The organism is Geomicrobium sp. JCM 19037 (assembly GCF_000698105.1).
Taxonomy (GTDB): domain Bacteria; phylum Bacillota; class Bacilli; order Bacillales; family Marinococcaceae; genus Geomicrobium_A.
Genome location: NZ_BAWZ01000037.1, coordinates 30,831 through 45,731 on the forward strand (window position 1 = coordinate 30,831; position 14,901 = coordinate 45,731).

A 14,901-nucleotide genomic window follows, 5' to 3' on the forward strand; every position below is an offset into this window, starting at 1 on the left:
ATTAGACTTACAAGTAGGAAAGAAGGAATAGACGTGACACATATCGAGAGTGGAACGAGAACGTATTATTATGCTTCAATCGCCTTATTTATGGCGGGTTTTGTTACATTTGCGACGATCTATGCAACGCAGCCGATGCTTCCCATTTTTTCATCGGAATTCGGGGTCCCTGCGCAAACGGCAAGTCTAACAGTTTCGGTCACAACTGGGATGCTCGCTTTAATTCTCCTCGTCGCCGCTCCGATGGCTGATCGGTTTGGCAGAAAAAATATTATGGTTTGGTCGATGTTTTTGACCGCTTTTATGGGCCTGCTTACTGCGTTTAGCCCGACGTTTAGTGCGATGCTCATCTTGCGAACGTTACTTGGCATTACCGTTGCAGGCGTGCCTGCAATCGCGATGACGTATATCGTCGAAGAGTTTGACCCCCGCGGTCTTGGGCGGATTATGGGTTTGTACATTGCAGGGTCGAGTATTGGGGGAATGAGCGGTCGGTTAATGTCAGGGGTGCTCACCGACATTTGGAGCTGGCAAACCGCCCTCGGTGTGCTCGGTGTATTGAGTCTCATTTTGAGCATCTGTTTTGCTTTCTTTTTACCGGCATCAAGCAATTATGTGCCCAAAAAGTCGTCCGTAAAAGAGGCGTTAGCCAAATACGGCGCGGTACTCCGCAGTGGACGGCTTGTTGCTATGATCTCTCTAGGGTTTATTCTCATGGGTGCGTTCATTGCGTTATTTAATTATTTTGCTTACCTATTAATGGAGCCCCCTTTTAATCTAAGTCAAACCGTTATCGGAGCCATTTATATTGTGTATCTTGCGGGCACGTTTAGCTCCGTTTATATGGGCAGGAAAGCGGATCGTTACGGGAAACCGGCCATCATTCTTGTCGGTGTCGGGTTAATGGCGGTTGGTGCTCTTGTCACATTAATTCCTTACGTAGCTGTGAAAATTATTGGCATTATCGTGTTTACGTTCGGTTTCTTTGGTGCACACTCAACGGCGAGCGCATGGGTGAGTCAAAGATCAGGGGAACAGCGCTCTCAAGCGTCGGCGCTATACTTGTTTGCGTATTATGCAGGGTCAAGCATCGCAGGAGCGATTGGTGGCTTCTTTTGGACGTCCTTTGCATGGATCGGCGTCGTTATTTTTATTCTTGTGTTGTTAGCATTGGCGCTTCCCGTCGTTCATATTGCGAACAAAACATCGGAGGTGAAAGAATGAGTCATGCGTTCATGAGCGTCATCGTATATGGAATGCTCGTTGTATCAGGAATGATTTTCGTCGATGGTCCGATTACTTTGGATACCCTTCTTTTGCCAAGTGTGGGCATTTTCCTTACCGTCGGTTTTGTCGAACATTTTACGATGAAAAAGAAAAGACAACCGCCACAATGGCTCGTGATTGGTTCATTTGCAATCGGGGTCGTTGTTGCAGGCTCGATGATTAGCGCTCATCTCATCATCGGCTAATCTAAGAAACGAAAGGAATGATCCGGTGCAACCATTAGTCGTTAGCCGCTTGAATAAACGATTTAAAAAGCATGAAGTTATTCAAGACTTAAGCTTTTCACTCGATCGTGGGTTAGTGTATGGATTTCTTGGCCCGAACGGGTCTGGGAAGACGATGACGATTCGCATGATTGCGTCCTCATCTCCATGGATTCAGGGGATGTTCACATTGAAGGAAAGAGTATACGAACGGAGAGAGAACAGGCACTTCGGCATATTGGGGCCATCGTCGAGGACCCGGACTTGTACGGATACTTAACCGGTCGCCAGAACTTGCAACACTTTGCAAGCATGTACCCTGAGACAATTTCGGACGAGAGAATCGAAGAAGTCATTCGCCTCGTCGAGTTAGAGAACCGCATTGATGATCGCGTCAAAAAATATTCGCTCGGGATGAAGCAACGCATTGGCATTGCCGTTTCCATTCTACACTCCCCGACCATCCTCATTTTGGATGAACCGACGAATGGACTCGATCCGAAAGGCATCCGCCAACTTCGCCATTATTTGCGTAAGCTTGCAGAAGAAGACAATGTAACGGTTTTCGTCTCGAGTCATCAGTTAAACGAAGTTGAGGTTCTATGTGATCGTGCGATTGTGATTAACGACGGGAAAGTTGTCGATGAATTGAATATGCAAGATCGACATTCGGGTACGGAGTATACCGTCTCTTTTGAAGTGCAACCAAAAGACCGAGCCATCCAGGTGTTAAGCGAATTTGGTAGTGCTCAAGAAACGGCAACAGCACTCGACTTAGCCGAGTGCAAGTATGAGGATATTCCTGCAATCGTTCGCGCGCTCACCGCTGCTGATGTAGAAGTGTTTGCTGTGAAGTATCAGCAACGTTTAGAAGAACGATACTTCTCGCTAACGGAAACGAAAGGTCGTGAGCCACGATGATGAATCTTCTAATTAACGAGTGGATGAAGGCTTGGTACGGAAGAAAAGTATGGATTTTTATGATCGTGATGGGTGTGGCGGTAACGTTCACATTTTTTGTCGCGCTTTTAATGAACATGAATTTCGACTTGATGATTACAACCGAAGATTTCATTACCGTCGGCTCGGCGATGAGCTTCTTCGTCATACTGTACAGTTTTGTGCTCATCACCGGTGCCATCTCTGGTGAATTTGCCTCGGGCACGATCAAACAATTATTGATTCGACCCGTATCTAGACACCGCATCTTGTTGTCGAAGTGGGTAGCAAGCTTATTATTAAGCATTGGGTTGTACGCCTTGATGATGCTCGTCATCTTTTTGTTTGGCCTGTTCTTTCCGCATCAGCAGTCCCTCGTCGATACGCTCATTGATGCAGGGTTGTTCGTGCTGTACGCCACTCCTACGTTCGTGTTTTACGTATCATTCGCAACGCTCGTTGGTGTAATCACAAGAAATACAGCCGTTACGGTCGTCATTACGATTTTGCCGTATTTCTTTGCTGATATCTTTTTAATGATTGCCAATCAGTACGAGTGGACACAGTGGGTCGTATTCCGACATATTGATGTGTTTACGAATTACCACCCGGCGAGCTTCTTTGAGCCACCGTTTGAGAGTATGTGGCTTCGATTGGCTTTCTCGGATTGCACATCGCCGTCTTCTTAGCCGTTGCGCACATCGTATTCAAAAAACGCGACGTTATATAACGTCATCTAGCGAGTGAACGACGCTATCACGCACACGCACTTCATACACACGGTTGTCCTCATGAAACGCGAACAAGCCGTTGTTGAAGTCAGTGCCTAAGTATTTGAAGAAGATGCCTTCAAAATCCGTGTTCTTCTCGTGATTAAAGCTCAGTACGTAAGAATCGTCGGATTGCTTGATGAGGTAGCGTTCACCCCACGCTCGAAGTTCCAGTCGGCTTCTGCATCGGCGCGAGGTTTCGGCACGACGTGCAGGTCAGCCGACGGCAACTCGTGCAAAAGAACGTCAATGATCGACCCACCAAGTAGCGTCGTCCAGAGATTCTCCACTTGCTGACCGATGACGACTTGTGTGGCTTCAACGTCCTCCGCTGTCTTCTTAATCACACGTGTGATGTTATGGGCTTGACTGTTCTCTATAATTAATTGTGCTTCACACTGTTCGGCAAGCTCTTGGAAGATACTCATGTCTACGAGCTTGTCGTTTTTGTAGTCGTCTTCAGGTAGCGAGTCAAAGATTAAAATATAGAGGCGGGCGTCGCTCGTCCGAGCCAGTTCGGCGCCGCGCTCGATGAGGCGTGTGCCATGATGTCCGTAGTTCACGCAAACGAGAATTCGTTCAGCCATTAGCGATGACTCCTTTTCTAGGCAAAGTGCTCAAAATGGTCGGTAAGTTCATGAACAATTCCTTTCTTCACATTCGCTTCGCAGATGTCGTTTTCGTCGTAAAATGCAAAACGCCCGTTGTTGAAATCGGTATGCCGATGTTTAAAGAATACCCCTTCATGCGAGGCGTCGGTGTCGTGATGGAAGTCGAGCAAATACGTACCGTCATTGTTCGGGTATAGGTATGCGTCCATCCCTTTTTCAAACGTCCATTCGGCATCTTCGTGGGCGTGATCGGGCGGGATAATCTTCACTTGGGTTGATGGCAAGTGATCGGTTAAATGGTCGGCAGTGGACCGGCCTAGAAACTTCCGCCACAACCCTTCGCTATACTCACCAATAATAATGTGCGTGGCTCCGATTTCCTTTGCCGTTTCTGCGAGGCGTTTCGCTGTCGTCAGCGCCCGCCCATCGCTAATAAGGAGGTCAGCAGAATGCTTCTCCGCCAATTTTTGAAATAGCGACATACCGACTATTCGATGCTCATGGTCCTCTTCACATGCCATATTGTCAAACAAATAGATTGTTAGTCGGTGCTCATCCTCAATATGAGTAAGCGCCTCCTGTATAAAGCCAAGGCCATTTTGCCCGTGCTTCACACAAATCATCGTGTGCTCGGTCATTCGTTCCACTTCCCTTTGGTGATTTCTCCAAATTATGCCCAAAGAAGCGGTGACGTATGCGCGATGGGTGGGGAGAACAGGTGGGTGAGGAAGTGCAAATGGGAGAATTGCGGTGGTGGGGCGCTTTGGTCTGCCAATCTGCGCTCAAGTGACTTTACCGCTAAATTTGAGAAACTTGAGCGCAGGTTTATCCAAGCCTAAAATCCAGCGACTTGTCGGTCCCCGTCGGGGACCGAAGCAAAACCGGCCTCGGTTCGGCGCGGCCCGCGCCGACAGGATGCGCGTACTTTGGGGCGGGAGGAGCGCCCGTCCCGCTACAGCCGGAGTGAAGTTGTATGAGAGCGCAGCGCTTGGGGCGCAAACTGTCACAAATCCTGAGATAAGTGACATTTCAGGAAGAAATACCGGCGGCTGAGAGTGGCAAATGTCACATAAAGGATCCAACTGGTCACAAAAAGTCGTTTCAGTGACAATCTGGTCGATACGAGCCGGAGTTTTGGCATGGATGGTCACATAAATGATGATACGCCCGCCGCCGGGGACAGAAACGGAACCGGTCTCGGTTCGGCGCGACTCGCGCCGACAGGATGCGGGTACTTTGGGACGCGCCCCGCCCTGTCCTCAGCGATACCCCCTCCCCCGCCTATTACAGACGAATATGCTCATAATGCGCGCGTACGAACGCATAGATTCCAAAGGCGATGACACCGACGGCGACGATGCCGAGCCAGAGACCGCCGAAGGGCTGGTCTTGTAAGGTGGCGAGGGCGTCATCGAAACCTTGGGCTTCATCGGGGTTAGAACGGATGGCGGTGATGGTGAAGAAGTAGCCGATAATGACGAAAATGATGCCGCGAGCACTGAAGCCGATTTTACCTGTGATGGCTGCGAAATGTTGTTCTTTTGGGGTCATTTCGTATACTTTAAAGCCGTCCATATGACGTTCTTTGAGCCCGGAATAGACTTGAAATAGACCCGTGGCAATAATGATGAGGCCAATAATGACGACGAAGATAGCGCCAAACGGCTGAGCGAGCAAGTATGATGACACGGTGGACTCGCTATATTCGCTATTTGTGTTTTGGCTCATCGCGATGCGGAAAGCTTGCACAGAGACAAATGTGTAAATGCCTGCGCTTAATAGGTGACTCCCGCGCTGTACTAACCCACCTACAGCGGTGCCGTTACGGTCGATATCTTTAAACGTTTTTAAACACATGAACATGATGAACCCAATTAGGCCAGTGCCGATGGCGAAGAGTAGAAATTGACCAAATGGAAATTTTGCTAATGAATGTAAGGCGCCCGTTGTGTTTTCGGTGTCACCGCCGACGCCGGCTGCTGCCATGAAGGCAAGAATGCCAATAAGGATGAACACCGTTCCTTGACACATGTAACCAAACCGTGCGAAACGATCGACCCAGGAAATCATCTGCCTCACCTCTTGTACATATATATCAAAGAAATGAAAAAATAGAAGAGGGTTTAATGGAAAAAGACCTCAATTCCAAAGGAATTGAGGTCCCGGTTTATTCGCTTCGAAATGCTGCGCGTAAATAATACAGCTTCGTTATGATGTAATAGCCGTATTGGAGTGCGGCTCCTAGTGTGATGACGAGCAAGCTGTTCCAAAGCAATGCGGTTCCACCCATGCCTTCTAAGATGCTGTTTAACATGAGAAACGCAAACGAGGCGTGCAGCGTTCCGACGGCGTAGGGCACAAAGAACAAGAAACGGATTTTGGAACCAAGTATCTTGCCGGCTTCTTTACGAGTTATGCCCATTCGATGTAAAGAATGCAATTGTTTCTTCGTTTCGCCGAGTTCGGTAAATAGTTTCAAGTAAAGCATACTGCCTTGCACGATAAAGAAGAGCAAGCTGACGAATAAGCCGATAAATAGTGTTAAGGAAAATGCTTGTTGCGTCCCTTGATAGTCCGGGGCAGCCGCTTGGATGAAATAGTGATTCACATTCGTGCTCCCGGCGTCACGAAGGGCGTTGCTCACGTCAACTTGATCTCGCCAATCTTCGAATTCATAACCGTAAGCGTGCGCGCGCTCAACCCCATCTGCTTCGTACAAACGCTCATACACTGCGTCTGATACGACCGTTTGCACGAAACCAGCGTCTACAGTAGCAACGATCGGCTGTGCCCCTCGCTCGGTCACGTCAAAAGATTCTCCGAACAGCTGAATCTCCTCGACCGTTCCTAACGGGTTCCCCGGCATATTTTCAATTAACGGTGAAATGATAAACACTTCGTCTTCCGCGAGTGAAACAACATCCTCACCCCGATGTTCTGCGACCGAATTGTAATCACTTTCCTTGAGAATCACTGATGACGTTTCTGTATCGTCTACCGCAAATTGTGCAGTGAGCAGTTCCATATCAACCGTATATACGACGGGGGTTTCGTAATCAGAAATAATCTGCTCTGCTCGCTCTTGGTCAAGAATCGGTTCAGTATCATCGTCGAATTCCAGCCATGCTACGGACGTAGATAGTTGGCCAACAGCAATTCGATTAAAGAAATCATACGTTAAATAGACCGTTCCCGATGCCGTTAACACGACAGCGATAATCGTTGACGTCAAAAACAACATGTTCGCATAATCCTTCAGACGAAATAAAATATTCGTTCGCGTCACAAGGTTTGTGCCGTGGTATAGCGAAGGACGTTTGTATAACCGTTTATACACTGCCACAGTTCCTTGTCGGAACAACAAATACGAACCAAAAACGACAAAAAACAAAATGATCGGTATCAAAAACACAGCCGTCATCATCGTCGCCGTCGCCGCGATCACGTACCCTGCTACGAGCGACAACACCCCGAGAATCGAGAGAACGATCGAAGATTTTGGCATCACCTTCGGCTTTTGAGCATCTCGTAACAAGTCTTGAACAGACAACTTCCGAATTCTATGAAAAGAAAGAAGTGTAAGGGTCTGGAACAGAATGAAGAAGCCTACGGCTGTCAAAACATACGCCGATGGGACGAGTTGAAACTCAATCGGTACATCCATGTTCATCATCGAAGACATGAGCAATAGGAATAGATACGAAAATAACGTTCCAAGAGCAAGCCCTGCCCCGATGGCTAACACAGACGTGATCGTTTGCTCAATATAAATGAGCTTTCTAAGCTGAGATTTGCTCGTACCAAATAATGATAACAGGCCAAACTCTTTAGAACGGGTTTGTAAAAACGCCCGATTCGAGTAGGCGATAAAAAAGATGGAAAACAACACGATAATGACTTGTGCCATTATCATCCCGGTCCGAACGGCGTCAGCGCTACGAATGTCGCCACTCATCACATCCGGATGAAAGATGAATTGTGCATATATAAAGAAGATCGATACGGCGAACACACAACTGAGGAAATACGCCGCGTACCGTTGGGCATTACCAGTAATGTTCCTACGAGCGAGAAGGCGAAGGGTCATGGAAGTCACCTCCAAGTACGGAGAGCGTATCCAAGATTTTTTGATAGAACGTTTGTTGACGTTCGCCTTTGCGAATTTCTGTGAAGAAATGCCCATCCTTAATAAATACGATGCGGTCACAATAGCTCGCAGCCGTTGCATCGTGGGTCACCATTAAGATTGTCGCCTCTTGTTTTTGATTCATCGTGGATAGTGTATCCATCACGTTTCTTGCCGCTTTAGAGTCGAGATTTCCCGTCGGTTCATCAGCAAGCACGAGCGTTGGCTCATGAATAACCGCACGAGCGCAAGCCGTTCGTTGCTGTTGTCCTCCTGAAATCTCAGTCACACGTTTATCGAGAATATCGGTAATGCCAAGTTGTGAAGCGACATTCTCCAACCGTTCGGTCATCGTACGTTTGGAAACACGATCAAGTGCGAGGGGCAACAGTATGTTCTCGCGAACGGTAAGTGTATCCAAAAGGTTAAAGTCTTGGAACACAAATCCAAGTTGCTTTCTCCGAAAAATCGCCAGTTTGTTATCACTTAAGTTTGTTGGGTCTGTACCGCTAATCAACATCGTTCCGGCGGTTGGTTGATCGATGGTGGCAAGTAAGTTCAAAAGCGTCGTTTTTCCGCTACCTGAAGGGCCCATCACACCAACGAATTCACTCTTGTTCACCGTCAGGTCAAAATGGCTAAGCGCTCGATACGATAACCCTTCCTTTTTCGGATAATACGTCTTTCCGAGTCCTTGCACTTGTAAAATCTGCATGCTAGCCTCTCCTTTAGCTGGGATCATATGTGTAGTATAGGAGAGGAGCACACCGCCTCCCATCGATTCTTCTTGCAACGTATCTTACAAACTTGTCACAATGTTTTTGTTTGGAACTCAAGACGCATCGTCGTCCCTTCCCCTTCCGTCGATTCGGCAGTAAGTGAGTGCCCGAGTTTGGAGGCGATCGTCCGTGCCAAATAGAGCCCCATACCTGTCGACTCCGATTCTTTCGACCGTTGTCTCCCGTATAAAAAGGTTCAAATATTCGAGGCGTGTCATGGGCGGGAATGCCAATCCCGTGATCTTGAACGAACAGCGTCGTATTCTCGCCCGCTCTGGATACGTGAAAATGAATTTTGTTTCCTTCGTTTGCATGAGAGTACCGAAGTGCGTTGAGCAGTAGCTGATGTAAGATGACGCGCAGCCACTTTGAATCGCTGTACACCGTCGGTTCATCAGCGACGATCGTGACTTCAGGATAGAGTTTTTTACGAATAAATTGCCGTTTCTCTTCGTTGATCACATCACGCACAATAAGGTGCAAATCAACTTGCTCCGCATGCAGGTCGAGGGAAAAGTGATCAAGGCGAGCGAGGTGGAGCATCAGTTCCAGTCCGTGCCGGAACCGGTCGTTCTCATCGTGGATGTCATTTAATAATTCTTTCACGCTAGCATCGTTAAACTGATTTTTTCCTTCTTGTGTGAGCAATGAAATGACGCTCATCGGTGTTTTCATATGGTGTACCCACTGATTTATAAAGACGTCATGCTGCCGACGTTCGGCGTCATACGTCTCAATCTGCTGCTCGAAGTGATCCTCGGCACGCTGTATCAACGTGAGAAGGTGGGCCGTTTCATTATTAGGCGCTGGCGTGACAGAAAGCTTTCTCGCTTCATCTGAAATGTACGGTTGGTTTTTCATCTTCGCGATTCTTTTTAGCAGTGCCCTTCTTCTCATAAAATCGATGACCAATCCAATAAGCAAGAAAAATGTCGTGAGGACGAGCAAGTAAATCATATTCGTTGCAACACTGTCAGTATCGGCAAAGTAAATGGTGAGAACAGCGACGAGAATAATAAGAAAGCTGTTGCCGTAAAAGAGCAGGATCAAAGGGATTCGGTCATATAAATAATCTCGTATCATCGCACGCCCCCGTTACCAGTTTACATTCAACCGGTAGCCTTGGCCGCGTACCGTTTGAATGGCATCAGTAATACCGATCTCTTGCAGCCGACGACGGACACGATTCACATTGACTGACAGTGTGTTGTCGTCCACAAAATCAACCTCATCCCAAAGTGCTTCAAGCAAATCATCTCGGCTCACAATCCGGTCATGTTGTTCAACTAACCGTGATAAAAGATAGAATTCTTTTTTTGACAATTCAATCCATTGCCCATGGAAACTCACTTCATTCTTCTCCATGAAAATCGTTAGACCTTGAAGTTCTTTCTTGTGCCCATCTTGAGGGTGGGTCGCATATTCTCCGTAGGCGCGCCGCAAAGCGCTTTTAATCTTCGCTGTCACTACATCCAAAGAAAAGGGTTTCGCAATATAATCATCACCACCGTTTTCAATGGCCATCACTTGGTTCATTTCATCGGTACGTGCGGAAATGAAAATTACAGGTACGTTTGATTGCGTGCGAATTTGCCTACACCAATGAAACCCATCAAAATACGGCAAATTAATATCCAAAAGCACGAGGTCAGGGTCCAATTGCCCGAACTCTTGCTTGATGTTGTCCAGCTCTGTTGCCTGGTACACCGTGTACCCATAGCGGCTCAAATGGTCATGCAAAATTCCAGCAATCTTCGCATCATCTTCAATTATGTAAATGGAATACATTTCCACGTCCCCCGTCGTCGTTTTTCTTGTATCGTACCAAATCGACGGAGGACGGGCAAAGGGAGGCAAGTAGGTTAATCAATAATCGATAACAAGTCTTCGTTCGCGGTGCGAAGTATTGGCGCAGCTTCTTGACTTAATGTATAGCTAGATACGGGTGTGGGGTGGAGAACGACGGTTTTAGAGACGATGTTCATTTGTTTCAATTCTTGGAGGCGAGTGGAAAGAATTCGCGGTGTTGCCGGATGGAGCAGTCCGCGAATTTCGTTAAAGCGAGAGCGATGATGATGGATGGCCATAAGAATGGGCCAATTCCATGCTTTTTGTGACAGTGAGCCAACGTTAAGCTGTTGCTCTGAGGCTGAGAGGATGTGTGCGGCTTCTTTCAAAAATCGCCCTTTATCCGTCAACGTGTATTCTGGGAACAACGGGTGATGGCGGTCTTCGGCTCGGATATGATGCAAAACGCCCTCATTAATCAGTGACTGCAAATTGCTACTTAACCGAGATGGCGAGATTTGCAATCGTTTTTGTAAAGGTGAAAAGCGATCGCCTTCGGTACGAATGTGCAGGAGAACCGGGAGCGTCCAACGACCGGAAAGTTGTTTGGAAATTGTGACGATGCGGACTTCGGGTTTCATTCGGCTCCGTTTAATGTTTGTGACAATTCAAGGTCATGACCGTCAGGATCTTTAAACGTAGCAAGTTTAACTAGCCCCGGGATTGTTGTCACGTCACTCGTGAAAGAAATGCCGGTCTCTTTGAGCTTGAGGACTGTTTCTTCAATGTTCGTTACTTCAAAAACCGCAGAAGCTTTTGACGGAATCACGTCGGTGGCTTCTGAAAAGCCAATAAAGCAGTCGGGTGTATTCGTATGAACACTCGCCATACCGTTGTCAGCATCATGAAAATCTAATTCAAAACCTAGACTTTCTGTATAAAACTTGAGTGTTTGTTCCACATTTGTGACGTTATACCAAATTGTAAAGCCAGAAGTAAACATTCATATCCCTCCAAGAGAACGATTTAATATCGAAAGTATATCTAGTATATTTTCGGAAGTCAATAATATTCAGAAAAATTTTAACCCGCATTAATACTAGGTGATTGGTAAATTCATAATCGTATTGTTTGCGTACCTCATATAGAGCAAACAGGAGGTGAATCATATGGGAGACGATTGTCATGCTCGCTTTTGGAATGATTGTGAGGATGGAATCGAAATGAATAACAACTTGATTAATGGGCCAGGAATTGTTGGAACAGGTTCCATTCCGCCAACACCCACCACGCCCACAGTTCCAACCACACCAACTGTACCGACGACACCGCCAGGGGAGTTGAACTTTGGCTCTTTTACAACCGCTTTAGCTTTTGTTGCTACAGGTCTGAATGTTCCTCTGGACACAAATGCAACACTCGTCGGCACAGCGATTAGCCATACACCTGGGGATGAAGAGGTTACGCTTAATGAAGCAGGCACGTATTCGGTGACGTATACAGCATCAGGGTCGAGTACCCTTTCAACCAATCCTGTTCAATTGCAAATTCTTCAAGACGGAGTAACCGTTCCTGGTAGCGTTGCGTCAGGCATTAGCCAGCAACGTTAACAGCCACAGCCAATGTAACCGTGACAGAACCACCTTCGATCATAGTACTGAACACGACAAGTGCCGCCAGATTGACCGATGTCACTGTTGATGTAATCAAAACATCATAATGTTTATGAGGGTGATATGATGGACCGTGAGAGTTGAGAATATGTGTGTAGAATTCCACGTTTACACCGGGTCATTGGTAAAGTCACCTGCTGGCGTTCTGAGTAAGATATACAGAACACGCAGGAGGTGAATGAGATGGGAAACTATTTTAATTCTCGTCATTTTAGACATTGTGAAGATGGCATCGAAATTAATAACAACCTCATTAATGGACCAGGGGTGGTCGGCACAGGTACGATTCCAACGACGCCTACTGTACCGACGACACCACCAGGAGATCTTAGCTTTGGTATTTTTAACACCGTAACAGCAACGGTAGCGGCAGGAGCTAATGTACCACTCGATACGAATACAACACTAATAGGAACAGCAATTAGCCATGCGCCTGGAGACGCGGAGATCGTGCTTAACGAGCCTGGCACGTACTCGATCACGTATACTGCAGTTGCAACAGGCCTTACTGTTGGTGACGCGGTTGGTTTACAAATTTTACAAGATGCCACCTTAATTCCTGGAAGCGCGACAACAGGAACCAGTCCAGCAACATTAACAGGTTCTGCAACCGTTACAGTGACGACGGTTCCATCAGTCGTTGTGCTTAACAATACGAACGACGCGACGTTAACCGATGTTACTGTGAACGTATCAAAAACAGCATAACGAACGGAGAAGTTGGCACTTTCGGGTGTCAGCTTTTTTTGCTTGTGTGTGTGTGGCTCTGTGAAAACATGGTAAAATGGACATCTTCACTGGATAAACCAGCGTATAACGGATGAAAATAAATAGGTAACGTACAATGCTCGTTAGAATAGAAGGACGTGAAATTGTGATTCAAATGGATGGAGCGATTGCCTTTCGCAATGTGAACTATGAAGTCGATGGACGTAATATTATTGAAGACGTGACGGGGACGTTTCATAAAGGTGGAATTACGACGGTAGTCGGTCCGTCAGGTGCAGGGAAATCAACGGCATTTCGTCTTTGCAACGGGCTTCGTTCTGCAACATCTGGAGACATTACTATTGAAGGTATGCACATCCGTGACTACGCGCCGATTGAATTAAGAAGGATCGTAGGAATTGCGTTGCAGCAGGCAACGATGATTACAGGTTCTGTACGGGAGAACCTTGAATTACCTCGAACATTACGAAATATGCACCTAACTCAAGAAGAGGCGGAAGAGTATATTGACGTTGTTGGGTTGGGGAAAGAATATTTGGATCGTGACAGTAAAGACTTGTCCGGTGGGCAAAAACAGAAGTTATCGATCGCGCGAACGCTCGTCAATCGACCGAAAATCTTGTTGCTTGATGAAATAACGTCATCTTTAGACCGCATCTCCACACAAGAGATCGAGGAATTAATTGTACATATTAATCGCAAGTACGAAACGACCGTCATTTGGATTACCCATCATTTAGAACAAGCGATGCGTATAGGCACACACGCTTGGGTCATGATGGATGGAACGTTAATTGAGTCTGGAACGACCGAAGTATTAAAAAATCCAACCGATGAGCGTGTACGGCAATTCATTAAAGGAGAAGTGGAATGAGTTATACTGCATTAGCAATTGCACTCATCTTCGTTGCCATTCCTCTCGTGCTTTCCAAAACGTTAAAACTTGGGTTAGAACGAGACACAATTATTGCGACGGTGCGCTCAATCATTCAATTATTACTTGTTGGCTTTGTTTTGCAGTTCGTGTTTGATGCAGAAAATGTTGTTTATATGGTGCTCATGATTATTCTCATGATCGCGGCAGCTACGGAAAATGCGCGAAAAAAAGGAAAGAACATACCGGGCATTACGTGGAAATTGGTCGTGACATTTGTTTTTGTCGAAGTGTTAACACAAGGCATCTTACTCGGTCTCGGAATTATTCCACCGACCGCCCAATACATTATTCCCATTAGTGGCATGGTAATCGGAAACTCGATGGTGCTTAGTATTTTATTTCTAAATCGCTTTACTGCAGAAATGTCGTCTAGGCGCGATGAAACAGAATTGATTCTCTCATTAGGCGGTTCAGCCAAGCAGGCGGTGCACCGGCCATTAATGACGTCAATTAAAGCGAGTGTCATTCCAACAATTGAAACACAGAAAACGATCGGTCTCGTGCAATTACCAGGCATGATGAGCGGTCAAATCATTGCCGGCGCCGACCCTGTACAAGCCGTTTTATTCCAACTTCTTGTGCTCTTCTTACTCCTCACAACAGCGGTCATTACGAGCATCATGCTCGGCTACTTCTCCTACCCGACACTTTTCAATGAGCGGGTACAAATGATTGAATAGCAGGTCTTGTACAGAGCCGTGGGGTCGCTGAATTTTTGGCGAAGGTGAGATCCATATCGCCGACCCCTCATATATTCCAATTAGGTTTGTGCAAAGAAACCAAACGAACCTTTGGCGCACCTTACGTTTGCATCGTGAGACCTTCATGTTCAAGCTGTCCCCCGTAGAGAGTCCTATGTGGGGATTTAGATATTAAAAATGAATGATTAACATGAAAATCCCCACATGAAAGGCATGAAACCCCACGTAAAGTCTTTTATGAGGGTTTCATGCCAGATTTACATGTAAATCCGCAAAAATCCCCTCATACAACAAAAACGAGACCCGCTCGGGTCTCGTTTTTATGTTTTATAATCCGAATACAACAGGCATCCAGTAG

Annotated in this window: 16 protein-coding genes and 2 pseudogenes; 8 read left to right on the forward strand and 10 right to left on the reverse strand. The window is 46.6% G+C overall.

Going from position 1 to position 14,901, the window contains the following annotated elements; translation table 11 throughout:
• Positions 1 to 33 precede the first annotated feature (33 nt).
• The 4 genes and pseudogenes from JCM19037_RS17610 to JCM19037_RS17625 all read left to right on the forward strand — a co-directional run bounded on the left by JCM19037_RS17610 (position 34) and on the right by JCM19037_RS17625 (position 3,118).
• A complete protein-coding gene (locus JCM19037_RS17610) occupies positions 34 to 1,224 on the forward strand; it encodes an MFS transporter (RefSeq protein ID WP_042403379.1) in 1,191 nt (396 codons plus the stop codon).
• Complete coding sequence (locus tag JCM19037_RS17615) at positions 1,221 to 1,472, forward strand: hypothetical protein (RefSeq protein WP_052364016.1); 252 nt, start codon at positions 1,221 to 1,223, stop codon at positions 1,470 to 1,472. The genes JCM19037_RS17610 and JCM19037_RS17615 overlap by 4 nt, the downstream gene beginning before the upstream one ends.
• 25 nt (positions 1,473 to 1,497) lie before the next feature.
• A pseudogene (locus JCM19037_RS17620) lies at positions 1,498 to 2,411 on the forward strand (ABC transporter ATP-binding protein).
• Entirely contained in the window at positions 2,408 to 3,118 is a 711-nt protein-coding gene (locus JCM19037_RS17625) for an ABC transporter permease (protein ID WP_042403381.1), read from the forward strand. The pseudogene JCM19037_RS17620 and the gene JCM19037_RS17625 overlap by 4 nt, the downstream one beginning before the upstream one ends.
• Before the next feature lie 191 nt (positions 3,119 to 3,309).
• Here JCM19037_RS17625 and JCM19037_RS17630 read toward each other — a convergent pair whose 3' ends face one another.
• The 10 genes and pseudogenes from JCM19037_RS17630 to JCM19037_RS17675 all read right to left on the reverse strand — a co-directional run bounded on the left by JCM19037_RS17630 (position 3,310) and on the right by JCM19037_RS17675 (position 11,506).
• Positions 3,310 to 3,786, reverse strand: a complete 477-nt coding sequence (locus JCM19037_RS17630; protein WP_052364017.1) for a universal stress protein — start codon at positions 3,784 to 3,786, stop codon at positions 3,310 to 3,312.
• 17 nt (positions 3,787 to 3,803) lie between these two features.
• A complete protein-coding gene (locus tag JCM19037_RS17635) occupies positions 3,804 to 4,448 on the reverse strand; it encodes a hypothetical protein (RefSeq protein ID WP_042403382.1) in 645 nt (214 codons plus the stop codon).
• A gap of 646 nt (positions 4,449 to 5,094) precedes the next feature.
• On the reverse strand, positions 5,095 to 5,880 hold the full coding sequence (locus tag JCM19037_RS17645) for a DUF1206 domain-containing protein (RefSeq protein WP_042403385.1): 786 nt from the start codon (positions 5,878 to 5,880) through the stop codon (positions 5,095 to 5,097).
• A gap of 97 nt (positions 5,881 to 5,977) precedes the next feature.
• On the reverse strand, positions 5,978 to 7,897 hold the full coding sequence (locus JCM19037_RS17650; RefSeq protein ID WP_042403387.1) for an FtsX-like permease family protein: 1,920 nt from the start codon (positions 7,895 to 7,897) through the stop codon (positions 5,978 to 5,980).
• Positions 7,872 to 8,651, reverse strand: a complete 780-nt coding sequence (locus tag JCM19037_RS17655; protein ID WP_042403388.1) for an ABC transporter ATP-binding protein — start codon at positions 8,649 to 8,651, stop codon at positions 7,872 to 7,874. Before JCM19037_RS17655 ends, JCM19037_RS17650 begins: the two co-directional genes overlap by 26 nt.
• Positions 8,652 to 8,746: 95 nt before the next feature.
• Positions 8,747 to 8,863 (reverse strand): hypothetical protein, encoded by a 117-nt coding sequence (locus JCM19037_RS30305; protein ID WP_373901182.1) that lies wholly within the window; start codon positions 8,861 to 8,863, stop codon positions 8,747 to 8,749.
• Between the two features lie 29 nt (positions 8,864 to 8,892).
• Positions 8,893 to 9,798, reverse strand: a pseudogene (locus tag JCM19037_RS17660) (sensor histidine kinase); the annotation flags it as partial.
• A 12-nt stretch (positions 9,799 to 9,810) separates the two neighbouring features.
• Complete coding sequence (locus JCM19037_RS17665) at positions 9,811 to 10,503, reverse strand: response regulator transcription factor (protein WP_042403389.1); 693 nt, start codon at positions 10,501 to 10,503, stop codon at positions 9,811 to 9,813.
• Positions 10,504 to 10,577: 74 nt separating this feature from the next.
• Positions 10,578 to 11,144 (reverse strand): helix-turn-helix domain-containing protein, encoded by a 567-nt coding sequence (locus tag JCM19037_RS17670; RefSeq protein ID WP_042403390.1) that lies wholly within the window; start codon positions 11,142 to 11,144, stop codon positions 10,578 to 10,580.
• On the reverse strand, positions 11,141 to 11,506 hold the full coding sequence (locus JCM19037_RS17675) for a VOC family protein (protein ID WP_042403393.1): 366 nt from the start codon (positions 11,504 to 11,506) through the stop codon (positions 11,141 to 11,143). Before JCM19037_RS17675 ends, JCM19037_RS17670 begins: the two co-directional genes overlap by 4 nt.
• A gap of 166 nt (positions 11,507 to 11,672) precedes the next feature.
• Between JCM19037_RS17675 and JCM19037_RS17680 the strand changes: the two genes are divergently transcribed.
• From JCM19037_RS17680 to fetB, 4 genes are all read left to right on the forward strand, one after another.
• Complete coding sequence (locus tag JCM19037_RS17680; protein ID WP_042403395.1) at positions 11,673 to 12,113, forward strand: hypothetical protein; 441 nt, start codon at positions 11,673 to 11,675, stop codon at positions 12,111 to 12,113.
• Between the two features lie 246 nt (positions 12,114 to 12,359).
• The gene (locus JCM19037_RS23350; protein WP_052364019.1) at positions 12,360 to 12,884 is read left to right on the forward strand and encodes a hypothetical protein; all 525 of its coding nucleotides are present in this window, start codon (positions 12,360 to 12,362) and stop codon (positions 12,882 to 12,884) included.
• Positions 12,885 to 13,059: 175 nt separating this feature from the next.
• On the forward strand, positions 13,060 to 13,779 hold the full coding sequence (locus tag JCM19037_RS17690) for an ATP-binding cassette domain-containing protein (protein ID WP_152549131.1): 720 nt from the start codon (positions 13,060 to 13,062) through the stop codon (positions 13,777 to 13,779).
• Complete coding sequence (gene fetB, locus JCM19037_RS17695; protein ID WP_042403396.1) at positions 13,776 to 14,522, forward strand: iron export ABC transporter permease subunit FetB; 747 nt, start codon at positions 13,776 to 13,778, stop codon at positions 14,520 to 14,522. The genes JCM19037_RS17690 and fetB overlap by 4 nt, the downstream gene beginning before the upstream one ends.
• The last annotated feature ends 379 nt before the right edge of the window (positions 14,523 to 14,901 follow it).

Bases quoted from the DNA above. Each gene is read 5' to 3' on its own strand.
- fetB (WP_042403396.1), top strand. From the start codon at position 13,776: ATGAGTTATACTGCATTAGCAATTGCACTCATCTTCGTTGCCATTCCT.
- JCM19037_RS30305 (WP_373901182.1), bottom strand. From the start codon at position 8,863: ATGGGGCTCTATTTGGCACGGACGATCGCCTCCAAACTCGGGCACTCA.
- JCM19037_RS17625 (WP_042403381.1), top strand. From the start codon at position 2,408: ATGATGAATCTTCTAATTAACGAGTGGATGAAGGCTTGGTACGGAAGA.
- JCM19037_RS17655 (WP_042403388.1), bottom strand. From the start codon at position 8,651: ATGCAGATTTTACAAGTGCAAGGACTCGGAAAGACGTATTATCCGAAA.
- JCM19037_RS17665 (WP_042403389.1), bottom strand. From the start codon at position 10,503: ATGTATTCCATTTACATAATTGAAGATGATGCGAAGATTGCTGGAATT.
- JCM19037_RS17635 (WP_042403382.1), bottom strand. From the start codon at position 4,448: ATGACCGAGCACACGATGATTTGTGTGAAGCACGGGCAAAATGGCCTT.
- JCM19037_RS17630 (WP_052364017.1), bottom strand. From the start codon at position 3,786: ATGGCTGAACGAATTCTCGTTTGCGTGAACTACGGACATCATGGCACA.
- JCM19037_RS17670 (WP_042403390.1), bottom strand. From the start codon at position 11,144: ATGAAACCCGAAGTCCGCATCGTCACAATTTCCAAACAACTTTCCGGT.
- JCM19037_RS17615 (WP_052364016.1), top strand. From the start codon at position 1,221: ATGAGTCATGCGTTCATGAGCGTCATCGTATATGGAATGCTCGTTGTA.
- JCM19037_RS17675 (WP_042403393.1), bottom strand. From the start codon at position 11,506: ATGTTTACTTCTGGCTTTACAATTTGGTATAACGTCACAAATGTGGAA.
- JCM19037_RS17690 (WP_152549131.1), top strand. From the start codon at position 13,060: ATGGATGGAGCGATTGCCTTTCGCAATGTGAACTATGAAGTCGATGGA.
- JCM19037_RS23350 (WP_052364019.1), top strand. From the start codon at position 12,360: ATGGGAAACTATTTTAATTCTCGTCATTTTAGACATTGTGAAGATGGC.
- JCM19037_RS17645 (WP_042403385.1), bottom strand. From the start codon at position 5,880: ATGATTTCCTGGGTCGATCGTTTCGCACGGTTTGGTTACATGTGTCAA.
- JCM19037_RS17650 (WP_042403387.1), bottom strand. From the start codon at position 7,897: ATGACCCTTCGCCTTCTCGCTCGTAGGAACATTACTGGTAATGCCCAA.
- JCM19037_RS17680 (WP_042403395.1), top strand. From the start codon at position 11,673: ATGGGAGACGATTGTCATGCTCGCTTTTGGAATGATTGTGAGGATGGA.